Annotated in this window: 26 protein-coding genes and 1 pseudogene; 1 reads left to right on the forward strand and 26 read right to left on the reverse strand. The window is 44.6% G+C overall.

The window, feature by feature from the left end; genetic code table 11:
• Positions 1-9 precede the first annotated feature (9 nt).
• The 6 genes from bshA to QMA13_RS20535 form a co-directional block, all read right to left on the reverse strand.
• Entirely contained in the window at positions 10-1,179 is a 1,170-nt protein-coding gene (gene bshA / locus QMA13_RS20510) for an N-acetyl-alpha-D-glucosaminyl L-malate synthase BshA (protein WP_282935604.1), read from the reverse strand.
• A 26-nt stretch (positions 1,180-1,205) separates the two neighbouring features.
• Positions 1,206-1,904 carry a bacillithiol biosynthesis deacetylase BshB1 gene (bshB1, locus tag QMA13_RS20515; RefSeq protein WP_282935605.1) on the reverse strand — a complete coding sequence of 233 codons (699 nt, stop codon included), beginning with the start codon at positions 1,902-1,904 and terminating at the stop codon, positions 1,206-1,208.
• Positions 1,901-2,326, reverse strand: coding sequence for a methylglyoxal synthase (mgsA, locus tag QMA13_RS20520; protein WP_282935606.1), 426 nt, complete (start codon positions 2,324-2,326; stop codon positions 1,901-1,903). Before mgsA ends, bshB1 begins: the two co-directional genes overlap by 4 nt.
• An 85-nt stretch (positions 2,327-2,411) precedes the next feature.
• Entirely contained in the window at positions 2,412-3,215 is an 804-nt protein-coding gene (gene dapB / locus QMA13_RS20525; protein ID WP_282935607.1) for a 4-hydroxy-tetrahydrodipicolinate reductase, read from the reverse strand.
• 40 nt (positions 3,216-3,255) lie between these two features.
• Positions 3,256-3,771, reverse strand: coding sequence for a tetratricopeptide repeat protein (locus QMA13_RS20530; RefSeq protein WP_282935608.1), 516 nt, complete (start codon positions 3,769-3,771; stop codon positions 3,256-3,258).
• A 47-nt stretch (positions 3,772-3,818) separates the two neighbouring features.
• Positions 3,819-4,157, reverse strand: a complete 339-nt coding sequence (locus tag QMA13_RS20535; RefSeq protein WP_282935609.1) for a nucleotide pyrophosphohydrolase — start codon at positions 4,155-4,157, stop codon at positions 3,819-3,821.
• A gap of 185 nt (positions 4,158-4,342) precedes the next feature.
• On the opposite strand from QMA13_RS20535, the gene QMA13_RS20540 reads away from it, so the two are divergent.
• The gene (locus QMA13_RS20540; RefSeq protein WP_282935610.1) at positions 4,343-5,212 is read left to right on the forward strand and encodes a YitT family protein; all 870 of its coding nucleotides are present in this window, start codon (positions 4,343-4,345) and stop codon (positions 5,210-5,212) included.
• 4 nt (positions 5,213-5,216) lie between these two features.
• On the opposite strand, the gene QMA13_RS20545 is transcribed toward QMA13_RS20540, so the two are convergent.
• From QMA13_RS20545 to trpE, 20 genes and pseudogenes are all read right to left on the reverse strand, one after another.
• Complete coding sequence (locus tag QMA13_RS20545) at positions 5,217-6,086, reverse strand: sporulation protein YpjB (protein ID WP_282935611.1); 870 nt, start codon at positions 6,084-6,086, stop codon at positions 5,217-5,219.
• 43 nt (positions 6,087-6,129) lie between these two features.
• The gene (locus tag QMA13_RS20550; protein ID WP_282935612.1) at positions 6,130-6,795 is read right to left on the reverse strand and encodes a DUF1405 domain-containing protein; all 666 of its coding nucleotides are present in this window, start codon (positions 6,793-6,795) and stop codon (positions 6,130-6,132) included.
• Positions 6,796-6,865: 70 nt separating this feature from the next.
• Positions 6,866-7,747 carry a menaquinol-cytochrome c reductase cytochrome b/c subunit gene (locus QMA13_RS20555; protein WP_282935613.1) on the reverse strand — a complete coding sequence of 294 codons (882 nt, stop codon included), beginning with the start codon at positions 7,745-7,747 and terminating at the stop codon, positions 6,866-6,868.
• 149 nt (positions 7,748-7,896) lie between these two features.
• Positions 7,897-8,568, reverse strand: coding sequence for a menaquinol-cytochrome c reductase cytochrome b subunit (gene qcrB / locus QMA13_RS20560; RefSeq protein WP_028548644.1), 672 nt, complete (start codon positions 8,566-8,568; stop codon positions 7,897-7,899).
• Positions 8,569-8,584: 16 nt separating this feature from the next.
• The gene (locus tag QMA13_RS20565) at positions 8,585-9,133 is read right to left on the reverse strand and encodes a Rieske (2Fe-2S) protein (RefSeq protein WP_028548645.1); all 549 of its coding nucleotides are present in this window, start codon (positions 9,131-9,133) and stop codon (positions 8,585-8,587) included.
• 250 nt (positions 9,134-9,383) lie between these two features.
• Entirely contained in the window at positions 9,384-9,812 is a 429-nt protein-coding gene (locus QMA13_RS20570; RefSeq protein WP_282935614.1) for a DUF2487 family protein, read from the reverse strand.
• Positions 9,813-9,930: 118 nt separating this feature from the next.
• Positions 9,931-10,122, reverse strand: coding sequence for an IDEAL domain-containing protein (locus QMA13_RS20575; RefSeq protein WP_282935615.1), 192 nt, complete (start codon positions 10,120-10,122; stop codon positions 9,931-9,933).
• Positions 10,123-10,198: 76 nt separating this feature from the next.
• A pseudogene (locus QMA13_RS20580) lies at positions 10,199-10,414 on the reverse strand (gamma carbonic anhydrase family protein); the annotation flags it as partial.
• A gap of 38 nt (positions 10,415-10,452) precedes the next feature.
• Positions 10,453-11,589: a hypothetical protein gene (locus tag QMA13_RS20585; protein ID WP_282935616.1), complete on the reverse strand. Its 1,137-nt coding sequence runs from the start codon at positions 11,587-11,589 to the stop codon at positions 10,453-10,455.
• A 149-nt stretch (positions 11,590-11,738) separates the two neighbouring features.
• A complete protein-coding gene (locus QMA13_RS20590) occupies positions 11,739-12,314 on the reverse strand; it encodes a histidine phosphatase family protein (protein WP_282935617.1) in 576 nt (191 codons plus the stop codon).
• A 71-nt stretch (positions 12,315-12,385) separates the two neighbouring features.
• The gene (locus tag QMA13_RS20595) at positions 12,386-13,018 is read right to left on the reverse strand and encodes an anti-sigma factor family protein (RefSeq protein ID WP_282935618.1); all 633 of its coding nucleotides are present in this window, start codon (positions 13,016-13,018) and stop codon (positions 12,386-12,388) included.
• Positions 13,015-13,605, reverse strand: a complete 591-nt coding sequence (locus tag QMA13_RS20600) for an RNA polymerase sigma factor (RefSeq protein ID WP_282935619.1) — start codon at positions 13,603-13,605, stop codon at positions 13,015-13,017. Before QMA13_RS20600 ends, QMA13_RS20595 begins: the two co-directional genes overlap by 4 nt.
• Before the next feature lie 410 nt (positions 13,606-14,015).
• Positions 14,016-15,107 (reverse strand): prephenate dehydrogenase, encoded by a 1,092-nt coding sequence (locus tag QMA13_RS20605; RefSeq protein WP_282935620.1) that lies wholly within the window; start codon positions 15,105-15,107, stop codon positions 14,016-14,018.
• Between the two features lie 57 nt (positions 15,108-15,164).
• Positions 15,165-16,265 carry a histidinol-phosphate transaminase gene (gene hisC / locus QMA13_RS20610; RefSeq protein WP_282935621.1) on the reverse strand — a complete coding sequence of 367 codons (1,101 nt, stop codon included), beginning with the start codon at positions 16,263-16,265 and terminating at the stop codon, positions 15,165-15,167.
• 70 nt (positions 16,266-16,335) lie between these two features.
• Positions 16,336-17,151: a tryptophan synthase subunit alpha gene (gene trpA / locus QMA13_RS20615; protein ID WP_282935622.1), complete on the reverse strand. Its 816-nt coding sequence runs from the start codon at positions 17,149-17,151 to the stop codon at positions 16,336-16,338.
• Positions 17,138-18,343, reverse strand: a complete 1,206-nt coding sequence (trpB, locus tag QMA13_RS20620) for a tryptophan synthase subunit beta (RefSeq protein WP_282935623.1) — start codon at positions 18,341-18,343, stop codon at positions 17,138-17,140. The genes trpA and trpB overlap by 14 nt, the downstream gene beginning before the upstream one ends.
• Positions 18,336-19,043 carry a phosphoribosylanthranilate isomerase gene (locus QMA13_RS20625; protein ID WP_282935624.1) on the reverse strand — a complete coding sequence of 236 codons (708 nt, stop codon included), beginning with the start codon at positions 19,041-19,043 and terminating at the stop codon, positions 18,336-18,338. The genes trpB and QMA13_RS20625 overlap by 8 nt, the downstream gene beginning before the upstream one ends.
• Positions 19,044-19,050: 7 nt before the next feature.
• Complete coding sequence (gene trpC, locus QMA13_RS20630) at positions 19,051-19,848, reverse strand: indole-3-glycerol phosphate synthase TrpC (protein ID WP_282935625.1); 798 nt, start codon at positions 19,846-19,848, stop codon at positions 19,051-19,053.
• A complete protein-coding gene (gene trpD, locus QMA13_RS20635; RefSeq protein ID WP_282943472.1) occupies positions 19,838-20,848 on the reverse strand; it encodes an anthranilate phosphoribosyltransferase in 1,011 nt (336 codons plus the stop codon). The genes trpC and trpD overlap by 11 nt, the downstream gene beginning before the upstream one ends.
• 106 nt (positions 20,849-20,954) lie before the next feature.
• Positions 20,955-22,493, reverse strand: a complete 1,539-nt coding sequence (gene trpE, locus QMA13_RS20640; protein ID WP_282935626.1) for an anthranilate synthase component I — start codon at positions 22,491-22,493, stop codon at positions 20,955-20,957.
• Positions 22,494-22,742 lie beyond the last annotated feature (249 nt).

Genomic DNA, 22,742 nt, shown 5'->3' on the forward strand with positions numbered 1-22,742 from the left:
ACCTCCGTACTAACAATTCATTGGCTTCATCTTCAATTCATCCGGAAGCGGACGCTCTAACACTCGATAATAGATTTCTTCGTATTGCCGTGTAATAACATCATTACAGAAAGTATAACGTGCCCTATGAAGACAAGCTTCTTTTATTCTTTCATATAAAGCATGATCTGTTAACAAGGTTCTTACATACTGTGCCATCTGCTCAACGTCACCGATATCCGCCAAAAACCCCGTTTCACCATGGGTGATCAATTCTGGAATGCCGCCCGCATTGGAGGATACTGTTGGAACACCACATGCCATCGCCTCCAGTGCGACAAGGCCGAAGCTTTCCTTCTCTGAAGGAAGAAGCATAACATCCGACAATGAGAGCAGCTGTGCAACATCATCCTGTTTTCCGCAAAATGTAACTCGATCCAACAAGCCACGTTCTTTAACTTGACAAAGAACTTTGGATAACTCTGGACCTTCACCAACAAATAGCAGCCTGGACGGAACGTCCCTACTCACACGATCAAAAATTTCCACAACATCAGTTACCCGTTTGACAGGCCGGAAATTAGAAATATGGATTAATATTTTCTCATCTGGATGTGCAAATTCCTTACGAAGAGCGGCTACTTCACGCGGATAGTACACTCTTTTATCCACAAAATTATAAGCCAAGTCAATCGGTTTATCTATCGATAGCAGGTTCCGTGTCTCTTGTATCAAATCTTGCGAAACGGCCGTTACTGCATCACTTCGATTAATCGCGTAACGGATCAGATCGCTTAAGGATTCATCCTGCGCTAACACGGTGATATCGGTACCATGAAGTGTTGTTACCACTTTGATCCGATCGTTCACCATTTGCTTGGCAAGCAGAGCACAAACGGCATGAGGAATGGCATAGTGTACATGCAGTAAATCCAATTCTTGATGCTGTATCACCTGAGCCAGCTTACTGGCCAGAGATAAATCATATGGAGGATATTTAAATACATAATAATCGTTTACTTCAACTTCATGATAAAAAATATTTTTATCAAACTTTCCCAGACGGAAAGGCATGCTATGAGTAATAAAATGAACCTCGTGGCCCTTTTCGGCAAGAAGCTTGCCAAGCTCTGTCGCAACAACACCAGAACCGCCTAGCGTAGGATAACAGGTTATTCCTATTTTTAACCGTTCTTTCACACGGCTTCCTCCCTTGCCTCTTCGTTTTAAAATAGGTTGACCATATAAGGTAACTTAGTGACGAAGCCTTCTGCATAAGGGATCATTTTCTTTTGACCTAGCATTCGATCCTTCGCTTCCACTCTTTCCAGATAGCCTTGATTAAGCGGAGTTTGAACAAAGTCGTTATTCGATCCAACCGCCTCGAATTGCGTGCGATAAGCTCTTAACGCCTCCATCTTCTGCTCATGACAATCCGTAATGTCTACCAAAAGGTCTGATTCTGCAACATCATTTATAAAATAAAAATAGCATTGTTCTACCGTATGCGCAGGCGTTTCAGTCTCATACCTGCGCAGCTTCGCATTAAAGACGGCTTCTTGCACCAATTTGCTGCAAGCAATGTGATCAGGATGACGATCTTCCCAATAAGGAGCGAAGACAATTCTAGGCTTATGCTTGCGGATTTCACGGGTAATGGCCACAATATGCTCTGGCCCTATCCATAATCCCCGATCCGGAAGTCCTAGATTGCTTCTCATAGAAAGCTTCAATACTTGCGAGGCCATGCTTGCCTCCTGCTGACGAAGCTCTACTGTACCGTTAGAGGACATCTCCGCATAAGTGAGGTCGCAAATCCCCACACGATAACCTGCGGCCGCATGTTTATAAATCGTTCCACCCATACCGATCTCAGCATCATCCGGATGTGCACCAAAGATTAGAATATCCAACGGCTCTGTCATTCTTCGATACCCGGTTTATATTTATGTACAAGCTCTCTCCAGGCAAAATCGCCACGGTCGACCGCTTTCACTAATATTTCAGCGGTAGCAATATTCGTCGCCACGGGAATGCCTTGAACGTCACACAGGCGAAGCAATGCAATGATATCCGGTTCATGTGGCTGTGCCATCAAGGGATCGCGTAAGAAAATAATCAAATCCATTTCATTGGTTGCAACCATGGCTCCAATCTGCTGATCGCCGCCAAGCGGACCTGACATGAAACGATGTACTTGGAGTTTCGTATTATCCATAATACGAGTACCTGTTGTTCCTGTGGCAAATAGCTCATGATGCTCGAAAACCGTTTCATAAGCTGTAACAAAATTAACCATTTCATCTTTTTTTCTATCATGTGCAATTAATGCAATTTTCAAAGACATCTCTATCTGCTCCTTCACATTACTTACAAAACAAGGACGTAGAACCCGCTACCAAGGCGGATTCCAAAGTCCTTTGTCCGTTCGTTTAATCTATAAAATGTTCAAAACCATACACCATTCCTGTGAATTCCATAACCTTTTTGACCGCAACATTAACTCCTGGCATATAGCCTGCACGATCATAAGAATCATGGCGAATTTTCAGCGTCTGGCCGAAGGCTCCGAATATTACTTCCTGCTGAGCGAATACTCCTGGCAATCGCACGCTATGTATTCTGAACCCATTGTATAATCCGCCGCGTGATCCTTCAATGGTTTCTTCCTCGTTCGGATTGCCTTGACGAAGCTCCTGGCGATTTTGCGAAATGAGTTCCGCCGTTTTAACCGCTGTACCTGAAGGAGCATCCAGCTTCTGATCTCCATGATATTCAATTATTTCCAAGTGAGGCATATATTTTGCAGCCTGAGCAGCAAATTTCATCATTAAAATAGCACCGATCGAGAAATTCGGAGCAATAATTCCTCCAATACCATGCTGCTTACATTGCTCGTCCAAGTTGGCAATATCCTGCGGAGTGAACCCGGTCGTTCCCATGACGGGACGAACCTTGTGACGGATTGCCAAGGCCGTATGCTCGAAAGCCGATTGAGGGGTTGTAAAGTCTACTAGTACATCTGGTTTCCCCTCAACTAATGCCATCTCCAAATCATTGCTCATCAGAATACCGCATGGATCAAGACCTACCAGTCGTCCTGCATCCAGCTGAGGATCAGATGTCCGGCTTACTGCAGCTACCAGCTCCAGTTCAGGATCCTGCAATACCATCTTAACAACCTCACGGCCCATTCTGCCACTTGCACCTGCTACCGCTACACGAATTCGATTCATATCTAACTCTTTCCTTTCATTCACTAATAATAAGTTGCCTCTAAGATTGCATGTATTGCTTCAATTTATTTCTAAATTGCTCCAACAGCTCAATCCCCGTCTCATGATGCGGATCCAGCTTGAGCAGTTCTCTAATAGCTTGTATTGCCAGATTGTACTCATTCACTTGTGAATAAGCAATACCTAACAATAAATAAGCTTCCGAAGACAACGAGTCCAGTGCCACGGCTTGCTTTAATAATGCGATAGCCAGCCAAGTCTGTTCTCCTGATTCATCTATATAATTCTCCGCATTCAGAATAATTTCCTTGGCCTTCAAGTGCTGAAGGTGATAATGGAAATGCTCTTCCTCAGGATCCAATTGAATTGCCTGCGCGGCATGCTCAAGCGCCTTACTAAGCTTATTGCTTCTTGCATAGGTAATAGACAATCTATAATGGTAGGAGGCATTGTCCGGTTCCATCGCAATCGCCTGATCAAAGCATTCAATCGCAAGTTCAAAATCATGATTTAAAATAGCTTCGTAAGCTTTCTTGATTAGCTCTTTCCCTTTCAACTGCCCATCCTCCTTCATTCTAAAGGTGATGGTACAGCATATGACCTTTACTCGTTATCGGTGTTAATTTTCGTCCATCTGTTCGCATCTCTCGTTTGGAATTTATGCATGATCTTGTCATGTGCCTCCGTAAGATCAATACCTAGCGAGTTCGCAAAACAAATCGTTATAAACATAATATCTCCGAGCTCCAACTCAATCGAGTTGTCCTCTTCCGATAACTTTTTCGGCTTTTCGCCAAATTGATGATTGACCTCACGGGCCAACTCGCCAACCTCTTCACTCATTCTGGCAAGCATGGCTAGAGGGCTGAAGTAGCCTTCTTTAAATTGCGATATGTATTGATCCACTTCCTGCTGCAGCTCTTTTAACGAACGTTTTGCCATATAGTCATTCTCACCAACCTTGTACTTGTAACTATAACATACTATATCTTGATTCCAATTACCATGTTATCGCAAACATGTAGGGATGACAAATTTTTTTTGCCCAAAGATAAGGTATACTAGATAAAATCTAACATCACGCGAGAGCAATTATCTATCTGTTTATTTCAGGGAGGCTGATTGATATGGTGACCAACAACCTGTATAAGAGGCTAAAAAGCTTCTTGCCTATTATGCTGGGTACCGCCATTTATGCGTTTGGGTTACATTATTTCGTTATCGCCAATGAATTGATGGAAGGTGGGATTACAGGTATTGCTCTGCTGTTAAATTACATTTTTCATTTTCCACCCTCATTAACTACCTTATTAATTAACATTCCTTTATTTTATCTCGGCTTAAAAGCGCTCGGCAAACAAACGATGATCAATACGATCGTCGGAACGGTTTCGCTTTCCTTCTTTTTGTGGATTATGGAGCAGTTAATTCGAAGTGGATGGCTCGTTCCTTTTCGCTCGGAGCACGATTATTTTTTAGCTACTGCCTATGCAGGCCTAACTTTGGGAGTAGGTTTAGGATTGGTGTTTCGGTATGGAGGAACTACAGGAGGTTCAGATATTATAGCAACTATTGGTCAAAGGTTTCTCGGGTGGAGTATGGGACAAGTGGTTCTAGCCTTTGATTGTTTGGTCATTGGTGCGTCATTCTTCTTTATCCCAAAAGAAAAAATATTGTACACCTTTGTGGTTGTTTTTATAACATCCAAAGTCATTGATATTATTATCGAGGGAGCTTACGCTGCTAAATCTTTTACTATTATTACGGACCATGCAGAGGAAATCGCAGCGAAAATTACGGAAACCATGGAACGTGGGGCGACATTAATCCCAGCAGTCGGCGCTTTTTCCAAGACCAATAAAAATATGGTCTACTGCGTTGTGTATCGCCAAGAAATGAAAAGGCTCAAAGACCTCGCCCGATCTATCGACCCTCGCGCTTTTATAATCATAAGCGAGGTCCACGACGTAGTCGGTGAAGGCTTCAAGCCTGAATAAACGATTATCTTTCCTCTTTTTTTCTAACAAGGACCATCCCGTTGTCTTTTTTGGCTAGACGCCAACCTGCGAACCCTAGAGCCGTAAGAATAACGGACCCGATAGCTAAAGTCCATAATATTGGATTTTTATCATCCACTACCGGAAGAAAAGCAGTCGTATCCTTTTTCAAAAACAACTTGTCAATAATCTGATGAATCGTTGGAAGCAAATTAACTACGGGCTGATAAGGAGATTTCTCAGAACGAGCCTGTCCAGATACAAATGTAACTAGTGAATCCAGCTTCTCTACATCCGTTGGATCTCGGCTTATTAAAAGACTTGGATGCAGAATAGAGATATGCCTTTCAAAAACACCAACAGATTTCTGGAAATCAGACAGCTTTTCGCTTTTGGCAGCCTGTTCAATTCCATTCAAGTCCTCCTGCAGCAGTTTGTAATACTGAAGCCACATTGGTTGTTCCGGATGTGAGAGCGCGTCTGTAGCTAAACGAATTTGCGCAGCGGCTACTTGCCCTTCATCCGGCTTAAAGCCTACAGCATTAAAGACACGTTTTCCCTGAGTTACTGCTTCGGTGAGGGCATTCAATCCTTCTAACGTTGTCAGGCCTTCGTACCGAATCGTTGTGACCAAATCACTCACTTGCTGAAGCACAGCTCGTCCACCGGTAATATCCCCCTGCATCACCTTTTTGTACATTTCATCAGCCGTTTGATTAAGCAGATCAACCCTTTGCAGCTGTTCCGTAGATGGCTTAGGATCGATAGCTTCTTGTTTCGGCTTGTCCATCCGTGAACATCCTGCCAGTAATTGAATACATAAGAACATAACCAGCATGAGGCCAATGCCTTTCCATGCACGCTTAAATAACATTGGACATCCCTCCTACCATCATCCTATGGAGGGATGTCCACATTTAGACCTCTCGCTTAGCCAAAACTTGTCTAATCTTAAACATAACAAACGCAACAATGACGCTAACGAAACTCAACTCAATCGTAAATGATTCTACTGTAGGAAGATCATCCATCAAGCTTTCCGGAAGCCAAGGAAAGACACCCACAACATAATCCATATAATCATTCCACAGTACCCAACCGCCTACAAATACAAGAGGCCATACTCGATAGGTGTATAAGCGCAAGTACAACAGAGCCTCAGCAGCCATGCCAAGATGAGAAATCGTCAGCATCCAATCCTGCCAGCTAACTTCACTTCCTTGGTAGACTCCTGCCCATATCATGGTGACTGCCCAGATTCCATATTTAAAGGAAGTCACCACTGTAAACGCTTCAACAAAGCTTCTAAATGCGCTTACCTTAGGATGTAGCTCTCTTCCTTTATAAGAATCCACAAGAAGGTACAGAATCGTACCTGTAAAAAACAAGCTGGCAGTCGGACTATCCGGTACAAATGGCAAATACCATGCGGACATAGTCTCCATCGTATACTGCATCTGCTTCCAGTACCATTCATATCCATAAACCGTACCTAAGAAATTGATCCAGAACAAAGTCCAAAGCATAAATCGGCTGCCTAAAAAAGCTTTGGAAAAATAAGTGCGAATCGACATGCTAAGCATTCAGTTTCCTCCCGCACAAAATCATTCATCTAAAAAGACCTGACCGTAAGCAACGGTCAGGTCTTTTTAACTATTCTTTCTTTTGCTTAGCCAACCACTCAGCCACTTTATTGATGTCTGCGTCAGTCAAGCCTTTCTTGATGTTATCATCATATTGAGCGGACATGTTGCCTTGCCCTTTTTTAATGATGTTCATAATCTCATCCTTGCTGTGCTTGTCGCCGACTCCACGTAATGCAGGAATTCCGGAAGAAGGCATTCCTTTCAGTTCGCCTCCGTGACAAGATACGCAAGTTGCTTTTTTGTAAATTTCAGCAGCCGGATCGTCAGCAGCTACCACAGCCGCTGCAGCAGCAGGCTTCTTAGCCCCACCTCCGCCGCTTTCTCCTTTGCCTGCATGCATTTCTTCTTCACGCTTAATGTGCTCAGGAACCATGTTCTTTTCCTTCATTTCATGCTCATAGTGCGTCCAAGAAACAACTGTCAAATAAGTACAAGCAATTAAGGTTAAAATCATCAAAGAAGAAGCGATTGGACGTCTATAGAAACGTCTTTCTTTACCCGTATCCAAAAAAGGAGCTATCATCAAACCACCGAACATGATAGCCGGAACAATTAACGTACCCATAACAACGAATTGATCAGAAGTATACGGGTATTTGAGTAATTGGTACATGAATAGGAAGTACCAGTCTGGCATCGGGATAAATTGTGTATTGGTCGGATCTGCAGGGTAACCAAGCGGAGCCGGGTCCGACACAACTAACACCAAAATTCCAACCAGAACGACTACCCCTACCATCCACTCTTTCAGTAGGAAGTTCGGGATGAACACTTCGGATTTTCCTGGAAATGAGGAGTAATCCGGTTGAACCAAATGGGAAGATTTTGCACGAACGCGAGAATCTCCTACATAAACGATTTTTTCGTCAGACTTATGGCCGTGTGCCAATTTCGCCCCTCCTTACTTACTTCTTTTTGTGTCAGATAGCTGAGTTGGCTCGAATACAAGAGCGCACAAGCTCTCCGCACTCAAGAAAAACTACAGTGGCAGTACATTTGAACGGCCTTATCGGACAATTAATGCACTGCGATATCTCATTAAAGCGGACCAGAAATCCCTTGCTTACGGATCATGAAGAAGTGTCCTGCCAACAATGCCAGCAATACACCTGGTAAGAAGAACACGTGCAAAGCAAAGAATCTTGTCAAGGTTTGCGCTCCAACAATCTCGCCACCTTGTAAGAAGGTTTTGATGTAATCGCCGATATAAGGAGCAGAAGCGGCAATTTTTATACCTACTTGCGTTGCAAAGTAAGCTTTGTTATCCCATGGAAGCAGGTATCCTGTAAAACCAAGACCCAACATAACAAAGAAGATAAGCACGCCTACAACCCAGTTCATTTCACGTGGCGCTTTATAGGAACCTGTAAAGAACACGCGAAGCGTATGTAAGAACATCATTACGATAACCAAACTCGCTCCCCAGTGGTGCATACCGCGTACGATTACGCCAAATGCCACTTTGTGCTGGAGATAGTCAACACTTGCATAAGCGTTGATAATATCCGGAACATAGTACATCGTCAAGAACATCCCGGACAATATTTGAATAACCGTAATAAAAAACGTCAATCCACCAAAGCAGTAAACAAATGCGGAAAAATGGTGTGCCGGGTTAACGTGCTCAGGAACCTCGTGATCGGCAACATCTCTCCACATCGGCGTGATATCAAGACGTTCATCAATCCAGTTATACATAGTTTTAAACATCCGATGTTACGCCTCCTTATTTCACCCTTTTGTTAGGACCAAGTTGTCCTAAATAAACAAAGCCGTTCTCTACCTTCAGATCGTATTGATCCAAAGGCAATGGCGCAACAGCAAGGTTTTTACCGTCTACTGTATAGTGTGCGCCGTGGCATGGACAAAAGTACTGATCCTTGTACTCCGGATTTGCGTTCCAGTTAACCGTACAACCAAGATGCTTACAGGTCGGATTCAATGCGAAGATATTGCCATCTTTATCCTTCGAAATCCAAGCTTCCAGTTCAACGTCGCTCTCATACCAGCCGTCAACCTGATGCACTTTGAATTTGAAGGATTTAGGTTCGTTCGCAACCTTAGAATCTTCAACTACTTTAACCCAAGCCGCTTGCGTTTTCGGTTGAAGGACCGGATCGACAGCAAATCGAAGCATAGGAACAATCATTCCGGCGCCCATGAAAGCCGAAGCACCACCAAGGGTATAGGACAGAAACTGTCTGCGGGACATCTCGCGACGTTTCACTGGTCTCTCTCCCTGATGTTGCGCATCATGGCTATTGTGCTCACTCATTCTCGTTCTACCCCCTTTTGCAACATATATCACGTCGTTCGACATAACTTTACACCACATACTAGGACATTACTAATAATAGCCTACGACTCTAGGTGCGTCAAGAATGTTAACTTCCATTTAGAGCCATCAATTCTTGTCCCAGCAGTAACATTTAACGAAATTGTCACATCTGTTCACAAAGCTCATTTCTTTGTCCCATTACTTAGAATTAGCAAAAATGTTATCAATCATACACATCCCTCAAACCTTACTTCTGCGTCCATAGGGTTTGCAATTGAGCTGAAATGTTCTGCTTAATATCCGCCAAAGATTCCCCCAGTTGCTCTGCTGTAAGGACGAATACCAAGTCGCAATTCTCTACGTTCTGTAGCGCTTGAGCCTCTTGTGATGCCGAAACAAGAATGACATATGGAAAGCTTTGCTTCAGTCTTTCACACACTCGTTCTAGAAGAGCCCGACCTTCTTCTCCTTCTATATAATGAAAGGCTGGATAAGTTAGTACGCGACCTTTATACGGAATTTCAAAACAATCCAACGCATCTCTAAGCCATTCCAACGCTTTAGTCGCCTCCCAAGGCTGCTCATTTCCTGTCAAGCCGGTTACAGGCAGCAGGCAGGTATCCACATAAGGCCGCAGTTCTTCCCAAGAGTTACTTTCCACGTCGCTAAATTTCATTTTTTTCGCCTCCACGTTCAATTAAGTTCCAACTCACAATAACACAAAAAAAAGACATATGAATGATCTTCACATGCCTTTCAAAAAAATGTCATAATTTAGGCCTGGGTGCTACGCTTTATTTACCTTGTGTATTGAGCGATTTCAGTTCTGTAGTGAGGGCTAGAAACGAAACTTCGTCTCCCTTTGCCAAAGCCAAATCAATCTCTCTGTACAAATACTGCTCCTTATATTTGCGTATGGCTTCATCGAGGACCATTTCCGCAAACAAACCCAGCATCATATCATTGGAAACATTCATTTTGCCCATAGAACCTACCTCCAAACCGGTCTCGCATTTCAATATTTTTACGCTTATGGCCTCGCTTGTTGTCGGTATCGATACTCTTCTTCACATAGCTTTGCATCGTTCGTTGCATCCATTGTAAGTCCAACTGCTGCAATTCTCTTACTGTTTGTACCGGTGAACCTAGTGAGAGGGGGGATAAGGAGACTTGCTAATTCTCCATTACTATCGAACCTGCCCCTACTAAAGCATATTCACCAACATCGGCTCCGTTGAGTACAATAGCCCCCATACCGATTAATGTGCCTTTACCTATGCCATACTTCGAATTGGGACAAATCATGTTGAGAGATTTTAGCCATGGTTTCCGCGATGGTCAAACGTAAGGCTAATTTTATCCTCATCGCTCACATAGATGCCTTGAACGACGCTGCTGCCTAATTTGGACATTTGAATGACTGTCCCTTCCTCTTCCGTCTCACCGATCCGGATCAATCCCAAATGCATCATCATTTGCAATATCCGCTGCTCCAGCACAGATTCCGCAGAATCATAGTAGAATGGACGAACCAAGGGCAGCAAAGCGGATTTCATAGAGGCTAATGTAACCCAGTTTGTTGCAAGTTTTTCAATCCAGTATAGAAGCGACTGCAGATTGGGAATTGCATTTTTGTACAATCGAAGCCAAAACTTGTACACCTGCATGACATCTTCTTTGTGGCCAAGAGCAACCTTATCCTTACCTTTATCGCTAAGTGCCAACACCTGGTTGTGCTCTGTTATCAGTTCAGCGTAATAGCAGTAATCATAGATGAGAGAGAACCGATTCGGGTACTCCTTGAAAAACCGCCCGTATCCGAAGCGCCATGCTGTTTTGCCTACAGGTTCTTCCTTCACGGAAAGGCGATCGAGAACCTGCTGAAGCTGTCTTTTGTACATTGTATTGTCCGATGTCAGCGCAGCTTCATTTTGATTTACAAAATGGAGGAAGTGATAGATGTCGTCGGTGATCAGCTTCTGCTCGTCACGATATACAATAGGTTCGTTAGTGGTCACAAGCTGCTGTCTAAACTGCTTAGTTAGAGCATCACTGAATCTTCTCTTAAGATCAGCCGGTACCTGGAACAAATAGCGGGTGTTTTGAGAATATCCATTGAACAGCCACCCTCGTTGTTTAAATCGGGAAATCATGTCCCTTGGATTCCACAACTCATCCTCTACTTTAACGAATCGGCTTTGCTGTACTCGGGCAATAAGCTCTTCCAGACTAAATGATCCTCGTTGATCGAAGATTAAAGAATTCAAGAATCGAATATCCTCAATTGAAAGATCGATAACTTGGCGTTCAAATATCTCTCTTCGATTCACGGTCGACAATATCGACTGGATAAGTTCATTTTTGGAGTGGCCGCTGCAATCACAGTTGTACGTATTGGCAATCCGGCTCAAGTCGTGAATATCCGCATAACTCAACATATCTGCTAAATTCATGGCACCGCACCTCCAAAATAGGCTTAGTACCATTATGGGAAGATATGGCGCTTTTAAAACACTATGTTTTCAGAAAATTGTATTACTTCTTATAACAATATAAAATAACGCCCCCAGAAGAGAGCGTTATCGAAGTTAATGGTATTCATTTAGGTGTTCAGATGGATCGTGCAATTCAGCAGCTTGCAGTTCCATCCAGTAGGATCGCCTTCAATTATAGTAAGCGAGGTGTTGTTAAGATGTTCTTCAATACGTCTACCCAGCATCCTTTCGACAACGGGGGCGATGTAGCCTCCATGACTGACAATAAGAATACGTTTGCCAGCATGTTTGGCTTGCAGCTCTTCCATAAAAGTATGCCAACGCTTTAACAGCGCCTCATCTGCTTCCATTCCAACATCCGCTTCTCTCCAGCCTTCACCCCAACGTGAAATTCTTTCTTCCAGAGTTGTCCCTTCTACTTGCCCGAAGGATCGCTCCCGTAGACGAATGTCACTACCTATCAGTGGAGTACCTGTTACATGAGCTATGGTTTCTGCTGTTTGTTGTGCGCGGACCAGATCGCTCGTCACAATGGCATCCCAGGTTTCCCCTTTCAATCTTTCTGCCAGCAGTTGTGCTTGTTTCACTCCGACTTCAGCTAAAGCCGTATCCATTTGCCCTTGCATTCTCCCAGCTATATTCCACTCCGTCGTTCCATGACGAATAAATCCTAATGTGATCACTCAGTCCAACTCACTTTCTTTGATTAGCCTATAGATAGAAAACGCCCCAAGAAGGGGCGAAACAGAATAACCTATGATCTCGTTCTCGACAACCAGTTCATAATAAGCAGCGTGCAGGTAAGCCCTAATAACGATACAAAGATTAAATAGTCCTTGAACGTATGGATCGGACCCACTTGGTACATAAACGGCTCGCTAAAGCCCTTTAAGCTGGCAACCGCTGAAGGCATCGTATGTACGTTCATCGACTCGGATATACTGCCTGCTACGACAACTGGATCACCAATACGTCCGAATACCGCGGAGCTGCCTGATGAAGCTACGGTCTCTGGAGCAGCCTGATGCGTGATCGAGTACACAAAAGAGAAAATAAATAAAGCTAAGCAAAAAGCCACGACCGCTGTAATATTTCTGCGAAACTTAAAAGAAAATGCATACATCCGATCCGCTACTGGGACTCTCCATGACTCATCTTCATATATACGGTTCATGACGCTGCGGGAAATCGGCGTAGATATCTCATTTAACTCTTCGGCGTCTGCCGCGGACTTGATTAGCTCAGTACTCTCTTGCCATATTTCAAATTCAATAGCGCAGCAGCTGCAGCTCTTAATGTGCTCATCCACGCGTTGTCTTTTTAAGTCATTCTCCGGCAAATCCCAATAGACGCCGAGCAGCTCTTGAATATCTTCACATTTCATCATCGTTTCATCCCTTCATACTCCTCAAAAATCGGATCAAGAAAGTATGGTTCCAACTGGAGCTTCACACTGGCTCTGGCCCTGAACAATAAGGATTTCACCGAACTCACGGTTTGCCCAAGGATATTAGCAATTTCCTGATAATCTAACTGATCGTACTCACGCAAGATTAGTGCTGACCTTTGCTTCTCAGGCAAATTGTTTATGGCCTCTCGAACCATCGTAACTTTCTCATTCCGAAGAACCGTCAACTCCGGCATCACATCAGCGCCGGCATGAGGCTCATGTCCGCTTTGTTCTAAAGATACTTTGATATTTTTATTTTTACGCAGCTCGCTAAGTACCGTATTCCTAGCTATCGTATACAGCCATGTAGAGAAAGTTGCTTCCACCTCGCGAAACGAGTTCAAGCTTCGATACGCTTTATAAAATGTCTCGTTACACAGATCCTCGGCGAACGATTCCATTTGCGCACTTTTCAACATGTGATAGATAAAAGCTAGAATTTTACGTTCGTAACGACGCATTAACTCATCATATAATTGGACGTTGCCATCCTTGATCTCTCTGATCAACTGGGAATCGGTCATTTAGTACGACCCTCCTTGTGATTCCTAGCTTACTCCCAGTGATGCTACTTGTATTACTGTAAAGGGAGTAAAAAGTTGCGGTAAAATTTAAAAAAAATTTAGGAATATATCATATCATAATTTTATTCGGTAAACTTGGTCAAAAATCCTGCTTAATCGACAGCTTTCATACAACTTTCAGAATAACTTCCAAAAAAAGGTGTATATTCCCACTAACTATTCTATTACTTATACTAGAAAAAATGGTTATAAACATAAAAAAAGAACCACCTGCATGAGGTGGCTGCACATAGTGCCATTATTCGGATAGGAGTGGAGAGAAACCATACTGTACTTTTATTATATGTATACGTTTTCAAAATGTCAACAGTTTTTTGAAAACGTTTTATTTTTGGATAAAAAAAGAAAAACTACACGTGAACCGCGTAGTTTTCCTTCTTCAATAGTTCAACTGCCTTATCCATTTGGTATTCATCTCGGAATGAGAGACGAAGCACTCCAGGAATATCCTCACGGCTTTCAATTATTTGAATATTACTCAAATTAATCCGATGGTTACCTAAAAGCGTTGTGATTTGTCCGATGATTCCAGGATGGTCTGGCACATCCACATATACCTCATAGACAGACGTCAGCACGCCTTTGCGCCGCTCCGGCAACGCGGAACGGAACTCGCTAGCACGGCGGAACTGCTCTTCAATACCTTCACGATCATTGAGCTTCAAGAGCTCAATGAACTGTGCAACCTCAGCGTTCCAGTCCTCAAGTAGCCGCAGAATCACTTCCCTGTTGTCGCTTAAGATATCTCGCCAAACAATCGGATCACTTGATGCGATACGGGTAATATCCCGGAATCCGCCAGCAGCCAAATTTTGATAATATTCATTCGTCTTGTTATACCCAGCAATCTGATTAACCAGTGCAACTGCAATGATGTGAGGCAAATGGCTGATCGCCCCTACCACTTCATCATGCAGCTGAGGATTCAGTCTGACCAGATGCGCCCTCGTCCATTGAAGCAGTTCCGCAAGCTGGTTATACACCTCATCAGAGATGGTGTCGTCTGGAGTGAGCACATAAAATGCATTCTCATACAAATGCGACGTTGCTGCCTCTGCTCCTGACTTCTCCTTCCCTGCCATCGGATGACCTCCGATAAAGTACGCATCCTTCAGCTCCAATGTGGAGGCAAAAGCAGCTATGGAGGCTTTGGTGCTCCCTGCATCTGTAATGATACAGCCTGGCTTTAACGGGAGCTCAGATATTTTAGCCAAGTATTCTTCCAAATTGCCTACAGGGACACAAATGAAAATAAAATCGGCATCCTGTACAGCCTCTTCCATAGATGTAGTCGCATGGTCAACCACTTGGCGTTTCAAATATCTTTCCACCGATTTTTCGTTCGGGGAGTGACCTACCACGGTTATTCCGGGCTTGCCTTTAAAGCAAAGGGCTAACGAACCCCCGATGAGTCCTACGCCAAAAATAGCAATTTTCGTCATAACAGTTTCCTTTTTTAGATTTACTAACAGACACTAAAGCAATGCAGTGCAAAGGTATTATGCGTTAACTGCAACTTCCTCAAGCGTCTTTTGCAGTGCGCTAATAAATTTCTCGTTTTGCTCTTGGCTTCCTACGGTAACACGAAGCATGGTAGGCATACCCCAACCTGGATCATGGCGTACGATGATGCCTTTGCGCAGCATAGCATCGAACACTTGTCCACCCGGACGCTCCACATCAACCATAATAAAGTTACCGTGTGCAGGATAGTAGCTTAGCTTCATTTGCTCGAATTGAGCGGATAAGTATTTAATTCCCGTTGCATTCGCTTGACGGCAGTCCTCAATAAATTGCTCGTCCGCAAGAGCGGCCAATGCTGCTTTTTGTGCAAAACCTGTTGTGTTGAACGGTTCGCGAACTTGATTGATCGATTTGATCACATCCGGATGACCGATACCATATCCGATACGAAGCGAAGCTAGACCATAGATTTTGGAGAAAGTGCGAAGACTAATGACATTTTTATATTGCTTTACAAGTTCGATGCTATCAGGGTATTCGCCGCTAACGTTGTATTCAGCATAAGCTTCATCCAATACGATAAGCACATGAGCTGGCACGGCTTTAATAAATTCAACCACTTCTTGATGCGTGTGCATCGTTCCTGTAGGATTGTTAGGATTACATAGCCAAATAATTTTGGTACGGTCATTAATTTTGTTGAGCATTCCCTGCAGATCCTGGTAGCCATTGATACAAGGCACCTCTACGCAAACAGCTCCCTCAATCTCAGCGTTGTGCTTATATTGCGGGAATGTAGGTGTAGCCATAATCGTCTCGTCACCTGGAACAAAGAAGGCACGAGCTAGCATCAAAATGATTTCATCGGAGCCCGCTCCGAAAATCACTTGATTCGTTTCCACGCCAAAATAGTCGGCTACCGCCTTCGTCAGATCTACGGCACCGCCGTCCGGATAAATGCTTGTTTGGTCGAGAAGCGACATGATCGCCTCTTTCACTTTCGGAGAAGAGCCGAACGGATTTTCGTTGGAAGCCAGTTTGATGACTTCTGTTAAACCTAACTCACGTTTTACTTCTTCCATAGGCTTGCCCGGTTTGTAGACCGGCAGGTGGACAATGTTCTTCTTGGGTTGCACTTAGGTCACCTCGTTCAAAATTATAGTTCCAATTATGGCAAGCGCGTGTTCCATAAGAACACGCTCTCTGTTAGTTGCTTCCTATTAATTTTCTCACAAATTCATGAATTTGCAAGAGTGCTTGTGGACGCGTCACATCCTGTTCAAATAAAGGAAGAGCTTCCTCCACTTGACGGACGAGCGCGCTACCTACAACGATACCATCACATGTCTCGGCAAATCTAGCAAATTGCTCATGCGTCGAGACCCCGAAACCGATAGCAATAGGCAAAGAAGTGGATTCCTTCACTGTCTTCAGGAACTCGTCAATACCACTGTGAAACTCGGTTCTAGTACCTGTGACCCCTAATGAGGAAACACAATAAACGAAACCGGAAGCGCGGGACACAATTTTCTTGATCCGCTCATTGGACGTAGGCGCAACCAAAGGAATCAAATGAATGTTATGCTCATCCGCCAGCTTTCGTACCTCTGCATCCTCTTCCATCGGCAAGTCAGGGATAATAAGTCCGCTAATATCACTCTCTTGCAGTTGGGCGAAAATTTTGTCCAAACCAAATTGCAGTACGGGATTAAAGTAAGTAAAAAGAATGAACGGCAGCTCGCAGCCCTCATTGCGCGCTTGCCTAGCCACATCCATAACATCTTTGATGGAAACTTGATGCTTCTTCAAGGCCCGCATCGAGGAGCGTTGAATAACAGGTCCATCGGCCAAAGGGTCGGAGTATGGGACTCCAAGCTCCACCATGCTGGCACCGGATTGTTCCAGCTGTTTAATAATATCGACCGAGGTCTTCAAATCCGGGTCACCTATCGATAAGAAAGGAATAAAGGCCGGCTGCTTACGTTCTTTGAGCTCAGCGAACCTAAGATCAATGCGATTCATGAACAGCACCTCCCAAATAGCCCATAATCGCTTCAACGTCTTTATCTCCACGTCCGGACAAGCTGACGACAATGATCTCGTCTTTACCCATCGTTGGGGCAACCTTCATGGTTTGAGCAATCGCATGCGCACTTTCGAGCGCTGGAATGATTCCTTCCGTACGGCTCAGCAGTTGCAATGCATCCAAAGCTTCTTTATCCGTAATCGGGAAGTATTCAGCACGGTTGGAATCTTTTAAATAAGCATGCTCCGGCCCAATGCCCGGATAATCCAGACCAGCGGAAATGGAATGTGCCTCTTGAACTTGTCCATATTGATCCTGAAGCAAATAACTCATTGAGCCTTGGAATACACCGTGGCTTCCCATAGTCATCGTTGCTGCATGCTCCTTGGTATCGATCCCGCGTCCAGCTGCTTCCGCACCAATCAGACGCACGCCTTCATCTTGAACGAAAGGATAGAAAATACCGATTGCATTGCTTCCCCCGCCAACCGCGGCGATAACAGCATCAGGCAGCTTACCTTCCTGCTCCAGAATTTGTTTACGGGATTCATCCCCGATAATACGTTGGAAATCGCGAACCATCATCGGATAAGGATGCGGTCCTGTTGCCGAACCCAGGATATAGAATGTATCTTCGACATGGCTCACCCAGTAACGAAGCGTTTCGTTACAAGCGTCCTTCAGCGTTCGAGTACCTGATGTGACAGGTACGACTTCCGCACCTAAGAGGTTCATACGGAACACATTGAGCTGCTGGCGCTTCATGTCCTCTTCACCCATGAACACCTTGCACTCATAACCGAGCAGCGCCGCAACCGTTGCCGTTGCCACACCATGCTGGCCTGCGCCAGTCTCAGCTATCAGCTTCTTTTTGCCCATCCATTTGGCCAATAAGCCTTGTCCCAAAGAGTTGTTTATTTTGTGAGCTCCGGTATGGTTCAAATCTTCACGCTTCAAATATATTTTGGCGCCGCCTAAATGCGCAGACAAACGCTCTGCATAATACAGCGAAGTCGGTCTTCCCGAGTAACGGTGAAGCAAGTATTTCAATTCCTCTTGAAATTTATCTTCCTTCACATATTTCTTGTAGGCATCTTCCAATTCAATCAGTGCGTTCATTAGTGTTTCGGGAACGTAACGTCCGCCGAACTTACCGAAGCGCCCCTGCTCATCTGGTACGTTATACATGATGCTTCACCCTTTCGACAAAGCTGGTTATTTTTGCGATATCCTTAACGCCTTCCGTTTCTACTCCGCTTGATACATCCACACCGTCTGGTCTGTAAGCATCTAACAGCTCTCCAACATTATCCGCTTGAAGCCCCCCTGCAATGAGCAGTGGAATTCCCGTAGCACGACTCCACGCCTGATAAGGCGGAATCGTCTCCCAGGAAAATGTTTTTCCCGATCCGCCGCCGTATACAGGATCAAAAGTATCCAATAAGATCGCATCCACTACATCCTTGTAGGGGTCTAATTGCAATGCAATGGCGTCGGTTAGTCTGTGAGCCTCATAATTAGACTCCTCTTGCCTCGTTTGTGTTACGGAAACGACTCTCCAAAGCTGAACCCCTGGAAATTCATTTTTTATCCATTGGCATTCCTCAGGCGTCTCATGTCCATGCAGCTGCAAGATATCAAGTGGCGCTTCATTCAAGATAACTGTCAGTTCTTCACGAGACGGGTTAACTAAAACCCCTACAGTCAAAGGAGCCGCGTTTCCAGCTGCTTTCCAGTCGGCAATGACGCGAATTAATTCACCCGCTTGCTGTGGAGTAACTTGACGCTTGCTTTTGGCGAATACAAAGCCAATGTGGTCGATAGGAAGATGTAGAATAGAGCTTAGCGTTTCCGTATCCTTCAGCCCGCATATTTTTATGCTCGTCATAACTGTCTTACCCCTTTACCGCAGCATTTCCCATTAGGTCGTGAACTGCTTGTTCTACAATCGGCTGACGCATGAAATGCTCTCCGATAAGAACCGCTTTGGCTCCAATAGACTGTAAATATTCTATTTCAGAAGGCTGAGAAATCCCACTCTCGCTCACAATGGTGACCTCTTTAGGGATAAAGGAGATCAGCTCTTCTGTCGTCTTAAGATCCGTAACGAATGTTTTCAGATTACGGTTATTAATCCCAATTAATGTAGCATCTAAGGTGAGCACACGATCCAGCTCTTCTTTGTCATGAACTTCGACCAGCACATCAAGACCTATGCTTTTGGCAGCTTCAGAAAATTGCTTCAGCTGCTCGGTAGTTAAGATCGCGGCTATTAACAGTATAGCATCTGCGCCAATACAACGCGCTTCATAAATTTGATGAAGATCGATCGTAAAGTCTTTTCTAAGCAGAGGAAGCTGTACGGATTGTCTTACACGACTCAAGTAATCGTTGGAACCTTGAAAATAGTCCACATCGGTTAAAACCGATAAACAATCAGCCCCTGCTCTCTCATAAGCTTGTGCCAGCTCTACAGGCTCAAAATCGTCACGAATCAGCCCTTTGGAGGGGGATGCCTTCTTTACTTCGGCAATGAGCCCCATAGGGCGTTTACGGCCCTTAGAGAGCGCCTGTTCAAAACCTAGACAAGGAGGCAGCGTCGCAATACGCTGCTCCATCTGGGCTATAGTAATAGTTTGCTTCAAAGCTGCAACTTCTTGCACTTTCGTTGCTACGATTTTATCAAGAAACATGTCTGATTTCTCCCGTGAATTGGACTAGTTCTTGCAATTTATTCAATGCTTGTCGCGAATCGATCACATGTGCCGCATACTTAACGCCTTCTTGCAGAGTAGCACATTTACCCGTCACATAGAAGCAAGCCCCTGCATTGGCAAGCACAATATCGCGACACGCACCGGTTTCACCATGGAATACATTGCGAATGATTTCAGCGTTTACCACTGCATCTCCGCCCACAACTTCTTTAATGCTGTAGCTTCGGAGTCCCAGCAAATCTGGTGTTACTTCATAAGTTACAATCTCCTCATCCTTAAGTTCCGTTACTTGCGTAGCATCCGAGATGCTGATTTCGTCCAAGCCATCCAGGCTAGCTACTACTAATGAACGCTTCACACCCAGTGCACGCATAACATGAGCCATTGTCTCCGTTTTGCCGCGGTCAAAAATACCTAGTACCTGGCGGTCAGCCCCAGCTGGATTCGTTAATGGCCCCAGCAAATTGAATACCGTACGGAAGCCTAATTCCTTGCGAGGAAGTGCTGCATGCTTCATTGACTGATGATATTTCTGAGCAAACATGAAGCAAATGCCTACTTGCTCCAAACATTTTGCTGCAAATTCTTGGTCAAGATCAATGTTTACCCCCAAAGCTTCCAGCACATCTGCACTGCCGCTTTTACTGGACATCGCACGATTGCCATGCTTGGCAACGCGTATTCCTCCCGCTGCAGCAACAATGGCTGCTGTAGTTGAAATATTGAATGTATCTGCTCCATCTCCACCGGTTCCGCAAGTGTCCAGCAGTTGGCTCCGCTCGGTTTGGACATGGTTAGCCTTCATCCGCATGGCTTCAGCAAACCCAGTAATTTCTTCTATGGTCTCACCTTTCATCCGAAGCGAAGTAAGAAAGCCTCCGATTTGTGCCGGTGTCGCCAATCCATCCATAATATCTGACATCACGTCTCTTGCCTCTGCTCTAGTCAGATGCTGAGCACCGATAATTTGTTGTATCGCTTGTTGAACCGTAACTTTTTTTCCATGTTAACTGCCTCCCCATAATTTCATTAGCAGCCGACAATGAGCCCGAAGCCGCAGCGGCTGGCAGAGCTTAGATTAATTAATAGTAGTCGTGATTAATGACCGAGTGAGCATACGATTTTTGGGAGAAAACAACCTCCGCAGTACGAATGGATTTAAGCATCCCTTTAGCCTTGTTCACTGTCTCCAGATACTCGCTTTCAGCAACGGAATCCCATACGATTCCCGCTCCAGCCTGAACATAAGCTTTACCGTTCTTGAAAATAATCGTACGAATCGTGATACAAGTGTCCATATTGCCGGAAAAGCCCAAATAGCCTATAGCTCCGGCATACGCGCCTCTCGCTTCATTTTCCACTTCTGCAATAATCTCCATCGCTCTCAGCTTAGGCGCTCCAGATACGGTTCCTGCGGGTAAGCAGGAGATAAAAGCATCGAAGAAATCTTTATCCTTCGCGATTTTACCTGTTACATTCGATACAATGTGCATCACGTGTGAATAGCGCTCTACTTGCATAAGAGTGTCACAGTGTACGCTTCCGAACTCGGATACGCGTCCGATGTCGTTGCGTCCCAAATCAACCAGCATCAAGTGCTCGGCACGCTCCTTCTCATCTGCCAGCAGCTCGATTTCGTAGGCTTGGTCCTGCTCCGGCGTTGCGCCGCGCGGACGGGTTCCTGCGATTGGTCGTGTCTCCACCTTCTCATCTTCCACGCGAACCAATAGTTCAGGAGAAGTACCCACGATGACCTCGTCATCCATTTTGAGACAGTACATGTATGGCGATGGGTTCATGGTTCTCAAAATTCGGTAAACATGCAAGGGAGAAACATCCGTCTCGATCTCAAAGCGCTGCGATAGAACAACTTGGAAAATATCCCCCGCTCGGATGTATTCCTTGGCTTTCTCAACATTATCGATAAACTGCTCTTTAGTTAGATTCGACTTCAACTCGCCTAGCTCAACGTCATCCGGAATTTGCTGTTGAGCCATAGACAATACAGGTAACGGACGCTTCAAACGCTCGATCGTCTCATCGATTTTAGCGCAAGTCTTATCATATTCAGCAACAATCTCCGCATCCGAGCCATGCTGGGGTACATGGACGTTGGAGATGACTTTGATCTGCTGCTTGAAATGGTCGAACACGATCACTTGATCGCAAAACATAAACTGGATATCGTTCATTTGCAAATCATCTACACGATGAGCAGGCAATTTTTCATAATACTGCAGTAAGTCATATCCGAAAAATCCTACCGCGCCACCAGTAAAGCGAGGCAATTCCGGAAGGGAAGGGCTCGAATAAGCACGCAAATATCCTTTCAAAACATCGATCGGCTTCTCCACCGAATGCTTCGTTTCTTTCTGGCTCTCAATTTTGGTTACACCATTTTTTGCAGTAATCATAAGGAAGGGATCCGTCCCGATAAAAGAATACCGAGCCCATTTCACTCCACCTTCTACACTCTCAAGCAAAAATGCCCGGCTCTCCTGGTAAAAGTGCTGAAATACGCGAATCGGCGTCTCCGTATCTGCCATTAACGAACGAACGACCGGGATCAAATTGTACTGCTTGGATAATCGAATAACTTCCTTAGCTTCTGGTGTATACATGCTTATCTCTCCTCTTCTCAACTCAAAATTAACTCAGTCTATTAAAAACAAAAAAAACCTCTACGTCAAAGTAGAGGTTGGTATCGCAGATGATCATAACCGTAGTCCTGTGCCCTAAAAAAAGGGAACATAAAATAAGTGCAGTACAATGCACGGGACTCAGTGTTACACTCGGCTCTTCTCAACTCTGCTCACGCTAAACTCATCTCTACTCTTCTCAACTGATCTTACAAATCGCTACTGTAACTA

The sequence above is a fragment of the Paenibacillus sp. RC67 genome (assembly GCF_030020805.1).
In the GTDB taxonomy this organism is placed as follows: domain Bacteria; phylum Bacillota; class Bacilli; order Paenibacillales; family NBRC-103111; genus Paenibacillus_S.

Coding starts and splice junctions, on each gene's coding strand:
- trpC (WP_282935625.1), bottom strand. CDS start 19,848: ATGTTTCTTGATAAAATCGTAGCAACGAAAGTGCAAGAAGTTGCAGCT.
- QMA13_RS20605 (WP_282935620.1), bottom strand. CDS start 15,107: ATGACGAAAATTGCTATTTTTGGCGTAGGACTCATCGGGGGTTCGTTA.
- QMA13_RS20540 (WP_282935610.1), top strand. CDS start 4,343: ATGGTGACCAACAACCTGTATAAGAGGCTAAAAAGCTTCTTGCCTATT.
- bshB1 (WP_282935605.1), bottom strand. CDS start 1,904: ATGACAGAGCCGTTGGATATTCTAATCTTTGGTGCACATCCGGATGAT.
- QMA13_RS20600 (WP_282935619.1), bottom strand. CDS start 13,605: ATGACCGATTCCCAGTTGATCAGAGAGATCAAGGATGGCAACGTCCAA.
- QMA13_RS20550 (WP_282935612.1), bottom strand. CDS start 6,795: ATGCTTAGCATGTCGATTCGCACTTATTTTTCCAAAGCTTTTTTAGGC.
- trpB (WP_282935623.1), bottom strand. CDS start 18,343: ATGTATAACGTACCAGATGAGCAGGGGCGCTTCGGTAAGTTCGGCGGA.
- QMA13_RS20565 (WP_028548645.1), bottom strand. CDS start 9,133: ATGAGTGAGCACAATAGCCATGATGCGCAACATCAGGGAGAGAGACCA.
- QMA13_RS20535 (WP_282935609.1), bottom strand. CDS start 4,157: ATGGCAAAACGTTCGTTAAAAGAGCTGCAGCAGGAAGTGGATCAATAC.
- trpA (WP_282935622.1), bottom strand. CDS start 17,151: ATGAATCGCATTGATCTTAGGTTCGCTGAGCTCAAAGAACGTAAGCAG.
- dapB (WP_282935607.1), bottom strand. CDS start 3,215: ATGAATCGAATTCGTGTAGCGGTAGCAGGTGCAAGTGGCAGAATGGGC.
- QMA13_RS20575 (WP_282935615.1), bottom strand. CDS start 10,122: ATGGGCAAAATGAATGTTTCCAATGATATGATGCTGGGTTTGTTTGCG.
- QMA13_RS20570 (WP_282935614.1), bottom strand. CDS start 9,812: ATGAAATTTAGCGACGTGGAAAGTAACTCTTGGGAAGAACTGCGGCCT.
- QMA13_RS20585 (WP_282935616.1), bottom strand. CDS start 11,589: ATGAATTTAGCAGATATGTTGAGTTATGCGGATATTCACGACTTGAGC.
- QMA13_RS20545 (WP_282935611.1), bottom strand. CDS start 6,086: ATGTTATTTAAGCGTGCATGGAAAGGCATTGGCCTCATGCTGGTTATG.
- qcrB (WP_028548644.1), bottom strand. CDS start 8,568: ATGTTTAAAACTATGTATAACTGGATTGATGAACGTCTTGATATCACG.
- QMA13_RS20625 (WP_282935624.1), bottom strand. CDS start 19,043: ATGACGAGCATAAAAATATGCGGGCTGAAGGATACGGAAACGCTAAGC.
- mgsA (WP_282935606.1), bottom strand. CDS start 2,326: ATGTCTTTGAAAATTGCATTAATTGCACATGATAGAAAAAAAGATGAA.
- QMA13_RS20595 (WP_282935618.1), bottom strand. CDS start 13,018: ATGATGAAATGTGAAGATATTCAAGAGCTGCTCGGCGTCTATTGGGAT.
- trpE (WP_282935626.1), bottom strand. CDS start 22,493: ATGTATACACCAGAAGCTAAGGAAGTTATTCGATTATCCAAGCAGTAC.